The following is a 7,277-nucleotide window of genomic DNA, read 5'->3' as shown; positions in this document are numbered from 1 at the left end:
CGTCGTCGCCCCAGCCGCCGGGCCCCGCCGTCCCGGCGCGCCAGGAGGTGTCCGGGCTTCGCCCCAGCCCCCCGGGGCCCAGGGGGCGAAGCCCCCTGCCAGGCGGCGGAGCCGCGTGTCCGATGCCGCGGGGAGGGGAAAGATCCGCGCGTCAGCGCATGCGCGTCGCCCACTCCCGGACCTTCTTGATCCGCTCGCGGATCTGCCCCGCCGTCGCCTCCGCGCTCGGCGGGCCGCCGCACACCCGGCGCAGTTCGGTGTGGATCACGCCATGCGGCTTTCCGCTCTGGTGGACATACGCCCCGACCAGCGAGTTGAGCTCCTTGCGCAGTTCCAGCAACTCCTTGTGGGTGACCACCGGCCGCCGCTCCGCCGGAAGCTCCAGCAGATCCGCCTCCGCGTCCGGCTTCTTGCGGCTGTGCGCGATCTGCTTGGCCTGCCGCTTCTGGAGCAGCATCTGCACCTGGTCGGGTTCGAGGAGCCCCGGGATGCCCAGGTAGTCCTGCTCCTCCTCGCTGCCCGGATGCGCCTGCATGCCGAACTCGGCGCCGTCGTACAGCACCCGGTCGAAGACCGCGTCCGACTCCAGTGCCTCGAAGGGCAGTTGGTCCTGCTCCCCGGTGTCCTCGTCCTGCTGCTTCTCGGCCTCCTCGAGGAGCTTCTCCTCCTCCGCGTACGGGTTCTCCTCCTCGCCGTCCTTCTTCGGCTTGTCCAGGACGTGGTCGCGCTCGACCTCCATCTCGTTGGCGAAGCCGAGCAGGTTCGGAATGGTGGGGAGGAAGACGGACGCGGTCTCGCCGCGCCGCCGCGACCGTACGAAACGGCCGACGGCCTGGGCGAAGAAGAGCGGGGTGGAGATGGTGGTCGCGTACACCCCGACCGCCAGCCGGGGCACGTCCACGCCCTCGGACACCATGCGGACCGCGACCATCCAGCGGTCGTCGGAGTGGCTGAAGTCCTCGATCCGCTGGGACGCCGCCGCCTCGTCGGAGAGCACCAGCGTCGCCTTGTTGCCGGTGATCTCGCGGAGGAGCTTGGCGTAGGCGCGGGCCGAGTCCTGGTCGGAGGCGATGACGAGCCCCCCCGCGTCCGGGATGCCCTTACGGACCTCGGACAGCCGCTGGTCGGCGGCGCGCAGCACGTTCGGCATCCAGTCGCCGCGCGGATCGAGCGCGGTGCGCCACGCCTGGGAGACGGCGTCCTTGGTCATCGGCTCGCCGAGCCGCGCCTCGATCTCGTCGCCCGCCTTGGTGCGCCAGCGCATGTTGCCGCTGTAGGAGAGGAAGATGACGGGGCGCACGACGCCGTCCCCCAGCGCGTTGCCGTAGCCGTAGGTGTAGTCGGCCGAGGAGCGCCGGATGCCGTCGTTGCCCTCTTCGTAGGTGACGAAGGGGATGGGGTTGGTGTCGGACCGGAACGGGGTGCCGGTGAGCGCGAGCCGCCGGGTCGCGGGCTCGAACGCCTCCAGACACGCCTCGCCCCAGGAGCGGGAGTCGCCGGCGTGGTGGATCTCGTCGAGGATGACGAGTGTCTTGCGCTGCTCGATCCGGTTGCGGTGCAGCATGGGCCGGACGCCGACGCCCGCGTAGGTCACGGCGATGCCGTGGTACTCCCGGCTCAGCGGACCCGCGCTGTACTCCGGGTCCAGCTTGATGCCGATCCGCGCGGCGGCCTCCGCCCACTGCTTCTTCAGGTGCTCGGTCGGCGCGACGACCGTCACCTGCTGGACGACGTGGTGGTGCAGCAGCCAGGAGGCGAGGGTCAGGGCGAAGGTGGTCTTCCCGGCCCCGGGGGTCGCCACCGCGAGGAAGTCCCGCGGCTGCTCCTGGATGTACTTGTCCAACGCGCCCTGCTGCCAGGCGCGCAGCTTGCTCGCGGTACCCCAAGGCGCCCGGCCGGGAAAGGCGGGCGAGAGGTGATGGCTGGTGGAGGCGGCAGTAGTACTCACGGTCTCCGTCGGGCTGGCTCGGCGGGGTCGATCGGGAACCGCGTCAGCCTACCGGTGCCGTCGTTCACGCTCCGGGGTACGGGCTGATCCCACCCGAGGGTGGGATCAGACTCACATCGCCTCGTGCAGCCTGCGCAATCTCGACGCGATATCCCCGACATCCTCGAGCGCACCCGAGGCCACGCCGACCACCAGCTTGTACGCCTCGTCCTGGTCGACGTCGAGCATCTCGGTGCCGTTGAGGTCGAGGAAGACCACCGTGCACATCCACGCCATCCGTTTGTTGCCGTCCACCAGCGGGTGGTTGATGGCGAGCGACTGGAGCAGCGCGGCACCCTTCTCGAAGAGGTCGGTGTACGCCTCTATGCCGAACATCTGCGACTGCGGGCGATGCACAGCCGAGCTCAGCAACCCCAGATCGCGCACCGCGATCTGCTGCCCCCCACAGGCGATTTCCGCCAGGTCCAGCACTTCCTGGACCGTCAGGTACTTCACTTACTCCCCCAGCCTCCGCAGAAGGTCCGCGTGGCGTGCCGCGTACTTCGCCCCCAGGCGCTGAACCGACTCCCGGTCCGCCTCCTGCTCGAGATACCGATCGATCGCCTGAAGCACTATGGCGTGCATACTGCGGCCCTCCTCCTCGGCCCGCTGCTTGAGCGCCTCTTGCTGGTCGTCGCGCAGTCGGAGATTCATAGCCATACCAAAACGGTACCACTCTTGGGGTCAGAATGGTACTACTCGGTGACGGGCCGCAACCGCGTCGTCACCCACGCCCCCACCAGCGCCACCGCCGTCATCGCCACATAGACCGCCCCGAAGGCGGCCGGCTGGTGGGTGGCCGTGGAGCCGGTGGGGGCGATCTCGCCACCGCCGAAGGTGACGAAGAGGACACCGCTGAGGCCGACCAGCGTGATGTTGCCGAGCGCGTCGGAGACCTGGAGGGAGGCGGAGTTGCTGCCCGCGTCCTCCGGGCGGGAGAGCTTCAGCAGCAGCACGCTCCCGCTGGAGATGGCCAGCCCCATTCCGTAGCCCCCGATCACCCAGGCCACGGCCACGATCCAGGCCGGGACGGAGTCGGTGAGGGCCAGGAGCACCATGGCGATGGAGACGGCCATGAGGAGCATGCCGAGGCCCATCAGCCGTTCGCGGTGCGGCTCCAGGCGGGGGCGGCTCTGGGTGTAGGAGCCCAGGGCCCAGGTGAGGCCGCCGCCGGTGAGGCAGAGCCCGGCGGCGGTCGCGGACAGGCCGCGCTGGGTCACCAGCATCAGCGGGACGAAGCTCTCCGCGCCCAGGAAGGACCCCGCCGCCACCCCGCGCAGCAGGATCACCGACGGCAGGCCGCGGGCGGCGCGGAAGGTACCTCTGGGCAGCAGCCGCAGTACGCACGGGACGAGCAGGGCGAGCCCGGCGGCGGCCGGGACGAGGGAGAGCCAGCTGAGGTCCTGGCCCGCGTACTGGAGCAGTCCGGCGCCGACCGCGACGGCGAGCGCGAGCAGGATGCGGCGGCGGTTCATGCCCGCGGAGAGCTCGCTCGGGGGCAGGGCGCGCAGCGCGGGGAGCATCACCGCGAGCGGCGGCAGCACCAGCACCGGGATGGCGAGGAACACCCAGCGCCAGCCCGCGTGTTCGGTGACGGTCCCGGCGGCGAGCGGGCCGACGATGACCGGCAGCACCCAGGCGGCGGAGAAGGACGCCAGCACGGCGGGCTGGAGCCGCTGCGGATAGGCGCGGCCGACCACCACGTACAGCGCGACGATCACCAGCCCGCCGCCTATGCCCTGCACCGCCCGGCCGCCCACGAACATCCACATCCGCTGTGCCGAACCGGCCACCAGCAGCCCGGCGGCGAACGCCGCGATCCCGGTGAACAGCGGTGCCAGCGGCCCCTTGCGGTCGCACCACTCCCCCGACAGGGCCATCGCGAACAGGCTCGCGGTGAAGTAGGCGGAGAAGGCGTACGCGTAGAGCTCGACCCCGTCCAGCGCGCGGGCCGCGACCGGCATCGCGGTGTTGACCGCGCTCGCCTCGAAGGCGATGAGGGAGACGACGGTGACGATGCCGAGGGTGAGGGCGCGGTAGCGCCTCCCCAGTACGGTGCCGACGGTGTCACCGTCGCCCGCCAGGTCCAGGTCACCGGCTTCCGCCGGACCGAGGTCACCGGCTGCCGGCTCGGGGTGGACGGCGGAGGCGGCGGCCGCCTGGGGTGGCGGGGCGCTGTCCGTGACGGCGGCGTCGGCGGCACCGGCATCGAGGGGGTCGCGAGGGGTCATGGCGTCAGGGTAAGTGGCGTTCGGGCACGTCACACCTGTCGCGGGACGGAGCCACGCTCGGCCGCTGGGCCTAGGGCCGCGGGCCCTACGTGGTGAAGCCCCGGGCCCTACGTGGTGAGCAGGACGCCCCCGTACGACGCGCCCGCGATCACCACCCACGCGCACAGTCCCAGCGCGGCGACCCGGGCGCCGGTGCGGGTGAGGGAGGGCAGGTGGACGGCGCTGCCCAGGCCGAAGAGGGCGGCGGCGAGGAGGAGTTCCTGCGCCGTGGCGGCGGTGTCCAGCACGGTGGTGGACAGGACGTCCGTGCTGCGCAGGGCCGTCATGGCGAGAAAGCCGAGGACGAAGAGCGGCACCAGCGGCGGCCGCCGCCGCTCCGCCCCCTCGTCCTGTGCCGCCTGGCCCTCCGCCTTCTTGGCGCGCCCCCGCGCCCGTACGGACGTCGCGAGCACCGCGACCAGCGGGGCGAGCAGGGCCACCCGCACCAGCTTGACCAGCACCGCGTCGCCCAGCGCCGACGGCCCCGCGGTCTGCGCGGTCGCCACCACCTGGCCCACGTCGTGCACGCTGGCCCCCACCCACCGGCCGAACGCCTCGTCGCCGAGCCCCAAGGGGTGCTGGAGCAGCGGCAGGACGGCGATGGCGAGCGTGCCGCACAGCGTCACCAGCGCCACGGAGGTGGCCACATCCCGCTCATCGCTGTCCGACACCTCGCTCACCGCGCCGATCGCCGACGCCCCGCAGATCGAGTAGCCGGTCGCGATCAGCAGCGGCTGGTCACCGCGCAGCCCCATCCGGCGGCCGAGCCACCACGTGCCGCAGAAGGTGGCCGCGACCACGCCCAGGACCATTGCCACCGTGGCCCAGCCCAGGCCCAGCACATCGTCCAGGCTGAGCTTGAGGCCGAGCAGCACGATGCCCAGGCGCATCAGCCGCTTCCCGGCGAGCGAGAGTCCGGCCCGGCAGACGCCCCGGACCAGGCCGCGCGCCCCCGGCAGATGCGCGGCGGTGATGCCCAGCACCACGGCGGCGGTCAGCAGGGGGACGGCGGGGAGCAGCCGGTGGACGCCCCAGGCGGTCGCGACTCCGGCCACGGCCAGCCCGAGCCCGTACGCAGGGGCGGGCGGCCGCCATCCGGCGGCCTGCCGCGCCCGGCCGGGCGCGGCGGTCAGCGTCACTGGTCGTCCGCCGTCGGGAGGTGGTCGTCCGCCGTCGGAAGGTGGTCGTCCGCCGTCGGGAGGTCGTAGACCCGCCGCACGCTGCTGCCCAGGCGGGCGATGTCCGCCCCGTAGACATGGATCGAGATCGCCTTCGTCCCGCAGGCGTTCCACACCCTGTGGATATCTCCGGGCGGCGCGAATCCGCACACCGCGCCGCGCGGGTTGACCACGTCCTCCACCGCGATCAGCCGCGAGCCCGGGCCGTCCGGGACGAGGCGGTAGCGCCGCTCGTGCTCCTCGCCCTCGTGGACGCCGGTCACACACCAGGACACATGGTCATGGATCGCCGTGCGCTGGCCGGGCAGCCACACCAGCGCGACGATCGAGAAGCTGCCGTCGGGCTCGGCGTGCAGGATGTGCTGGCGGTAGCGGTCGGGGTCGCCCTCGCGCTGCTCGGGGGTGAGCAGATCGTCCGCGCCGAGGTGGGGCGCGAGCCGCTCACCCACCAGATAGGCGGTCACATCGGGCGCCAGGCCCCGGCCGACGGCCTCGCGGACGTCGCCGACGAACGCGCCGAGGCGTGCCGTGAGAAGACGGGAGGACGGATACGCGGTCGGGGTGGTCATGGCGGCAGCGTCCTGCCGCCCGCACCATCACGTCCAACGACAGGTTGTTGAGCCGTCCCCAAGCTCCGCTTATGGGTAAGGGGTCAACATCCGACCCGGTTCCCGGCCACCGTCTTCAGCTCCTCCAGCACCCGCGCGGTGGCCGGTATCCCCAGGTGCTCGCGGAGGACGTACGCCGAGACATGGCGGCGCGAGGCGGGGTCCAGGGCGCGCCCGGTGACCTTCTGGTGGCACAGGAACGACAGCACCAGACCCGGCATCATCGCCACGCCGAGCCCGGCCGCGACCATGCTCTGCACCACCAGATTGTCGTCGGTGGTGAAGGCGATGTCCGGGGCGAAGCCCTGCTCGGCGCATTCGTGCAGGAAGTTGGCGCGGCACCGCAGACATCCGGCGATCCAGCGCTCCTCGCTCAGCTCGGCCAGCTTGACCGCCCGCCGCCGGGCCAGCGGATGGCCGGTCGGCAGCAGCACCGTCAGCTGGTCCTCCAGCAGCGGGATCTCCACCAGCTCGGCGGGGGTCTCCTCGCGCAGCCCGGGATAGGTGAAGGCGAGGGTGATGTCGCACTCCCCGCGCACCACCCGCCCCAGCGAATCCGGCGGTTCGCCCTCCAGCAGTTCCACCCGCACCCCCGGATGGGCGGCGGCGAGCCGGGCCATGGTCTCGGGGATGAGGGTCGCGTTGGCGCTGGGGAACGCGCAGACCCGCACCCGGCCCGAGCGCAGCCGGGTGATGGCGCTCATCTGCTGCTGGGCGGTGGAGATGCTGGTCAGAATGGTGTCGGCGTGGCGGGCGAGGGTCTCCCCCGCCTCGGTGAGCCGCATGCCCCGGCCGACCCGGATGAACAGCGGACTGCCTACGGCCCGTTCGAGCGCCTTCATCTGCTGGGTGATGGCCGGCTGGGTGTAGCCGAGGGCACGGGCGGCCCCGGAGTAGGAGCCGGAGCGGACCACCTCGTGGAACGTCTTGATGTGCCGGGAATCGAACACGCCTCGCATCATACGGAGCCGGGGACCGAAACCATAAGCGGGATTTGGGGCCGCACAAGATCGCCCCTACCGGCGCTTTTGCGTCACGCGGACCGCCGCGACACGCGGACCGCCGCGTCACGGAGCCGGACCACGGAGCCGGACCACTGAACCGGACCGCTGAGCCGGGCCGCAGCCGCCCCACGGCCCGGCGCCACGAGACATACGGCCCGGCGCCACACCCGGGGCGCGAGGACTCCCGGTCAAGCACGGTCAAGATGACGAGGCTGGGGCAAGCTGACCCC

The 7,277-nt window shown here is 72.2% G+C and carries 7 protein-coding genes; all 7 read right to left on the bottom strand.

What is annotated here, in order from left to right:
• Positions 1 to 151: 151 nt before the first annotated feature.
• Complete coding sequence (locus GWI24_RS37105) at positions 152 to 1,948, bottom strand: DEAD/DEAH box helicase (protein WP_210950443.1); 1,797 nt, start codon at positions 1,946 to 1,948, stop codon at positions 152 to 154.
• A gap of 111 nt (positions 1,949 to 2,059) precedes the next feature.
• On the bottom strand, positions 2,060 to 2,443 hold the full coding sequence (locus tag GWI24_RS37100) for a type II toxin-antitoxin system death-on-curing family toxin (RefSeq protein ID WP_210950442.1): 384 nt from the start codon (positions 2,441 to 2,443) through the stop codon (positions 2,060 to 2,062).
• Positions 2,444 to 2,641, bottom strand: a complete 198-nt coding sequence (locus tag GWI24_RS37095) for a ribbon-helix-helix protein, CopG family (protein ID WP_014061073.1) — start codon at positions 2,639 to 2,641, stop codon at positions 2,444 to 2,446.
• Between the two features lie 41 nt (positions 2,642 to 2,682).
• Positions 2,683 to 4,218, bottom strand: a complete 1,536-nt coding sequence (locus GWI24_RS37090) for an MFS transporter (protein WP_210950441.1) — start codon at positions 4,216 to 4,218, stop codon at positions 2,683 to 2,685.
• A 107-nt stretch (positions 4,219 to 4,325) separates the two neighbouring features.
• Complete coding sequence (locus GWI24_RS37085) at positions 4,326 to 5,396, bottom strand: putative sulfate exporter family transporter (protein ID WP_308344214.1); 1,071 nt, start codon at positions 5,394 to 5,396, stop codon at positions 4,326 to 4,328.
• Positions 5,393 to 6,004, bottom strand: a complete 612-nt coding sequence (locus GWI24_RS37080) for a cysteine dioxygenase family protein (protein WP_210950440.1) — start codon at positions 6,002 to 6,004, stop codon at positions 5,393 to 5,395. Before GWI24_RS37080 ends, GWI24_RS37085 begins: the two co-directional genes overlap by 4 nt.
• An 83-nt stretch (positions 6,005 to 6,087) precedes the next feature.
• The gene (locus GWI24_RS37075; RefSeq protein WP_086885610.1) at positions 6,088 to 6,993 is read right to left on the bottom strand and encodes a LysR family transcriptional regulator; all 906 of its coding nucleotides are present in this window, start codon (positions 6,991 to 6,993) and stop codon (positions 6,088 to 6,090) included.
• Between the last annotated feature and the right edge of the window lie 284 nt (positions 6,994 to 7,277).

It is taken from the genome of Streptomyces sp. MK37H (genome assembly GCF_018035285.1).
GTDB lineage: Bacteria > Actinomycetota > Actinomycetes > Streptomycetales > Streptomycetaceae > Streptomyces > Streptomyces endocoffeicus.
This window is presented reverse-complemented; position numbering and strand designations above follow the sequence as displayed.